The sequence below is a fragment of the Parasphingopyxis marina genome (genome assembly GCF_014237875.1).
Lineage (GTDB): Bacteria > Pseudomonadota > Alphaproteobacteria > Sphingomonadales > Sphingomonadaceae > Parasphingopyxis > Parasphingopyxis marina.
Genome location: NZ_JACJVJ010000005.1, coordinates 1 through 1,231 on the forward strand (window position 1 = coordinate 1; position 1,231 = coordinate 1,231).

Below are 1,231 nucleotides of genomic sequence, written 5' to 3' on the forward strand. Positions count from 1 at the left end.
AGCGCGGTTTTAAGGTCGCTGACGAGGTCGGTCTTTTCCCATGGGAAGGTGTCGCCATCGGGCTTGCGGCCGAAATGGCCATAGGCGGCGGAGGTGCGGTAGATCGGCTTGTTGAGCCCAAGATGGGTGCGGATGCCGCGCGGGGTGAGCCCGCCCAGCTTGCCGATGCCCATGATCGCCTTTTCGATGGCCTCGTCCTCGACCGTGCCCGTGCCGTGCGTGTCGACATAGAGTGACAGCGGTTCGGACACGCCGATCGCATAGGCCAGCTGGATCGTGCAGCGCGTGGCGAGGCCCGCGGCAACGATGTTTTTCGCCAGGTAGCGGGTGATGTACGCCGCCGAACGGTCGACCTTGGTCGGGTCCTTGCCCGAGAACGCGCCGCCGCCATGGGGCGCCGCGCCGCCATAGGTGTCGACGATGATCTTGCGGCCGGTCAGCCCCGCATCGCCGTCCGGCCCGCCAATCTCGAAGCTGCCCGTCGGGTTGATATGATAGGCGGTGGCGTCGGTCAGCAGGTTCGCCGGGATGATCGCGGCGCACACGCCCTTGACGTAATCCTTGAGCTCGGCCTCCTTGTCGCCGGCATCATAGCCCGGCGCATGCTGGGTCGAGACCACGATCGCGGTACATTCCACCGGCTGGCCATTCTCGATCCGCAGGGTCACCTGGCTCTTGCTGTCCGGCTCCAGGAAGGGCGCCGCGCCCGAATGGCGGTCCTCGGCCATCTTCGCGAGGATCTTGTGGCTGAAGTCCAGCGTTGCCGGCATCAGGTCCGGCGTCTCGTTGCAGGCAAAGCCGAACATGATGCCCTGGTCGCCCGCGCCTTCGTCCTTGTTCGATCCGTCCGCGCCCGCGTCCACGCCTTGCGCGATATGCGCCGACTGGCCGTGCAGATGGTTGGCAAAGGTCAGCGTCTCCCAGTGAAAGCCGTCCTGCTCATAGCCGATATCCTTCACGACATTGCGGACAACCGTCTCGATCTCTTCCTTCGCCCCCGGCGCCCAGCCGTCATTCTCCGGCCAGGCTTCCAGATCGTAAGCCGGCTTGCAGCGAATCTCGCCCGCCAGAACCACACGCTGCGTCGTCGTCAGCGTCTCGCACGCCACACGGCTCTCCGGATCCTTCGACAGGAACAGGTCAACCACCGCATCCGATATCTGGTCCGATACCTTGTCCGGATGACCCTCCGAAACACTCTCCGATGTAAACAAATAACTCTCGCGCATAG

The 1,231-nt window shown here is 64.3% G+C and carries 1 protein-coding gene; it reads right to left on the reverse strand.

What is annotated here, in order from left to right:
• Positions 1–1,229 (reverse strand): methionine adenosyltransferase (metK, locus tag H6P80_RS16385; protein WP_185802518.1); only part of this gene is annotated, 1,229 nt, incomplete at its 3' end.
• Between the last annotated feature and the right edge of the window lie 2 nt (positions 1,230–1,231).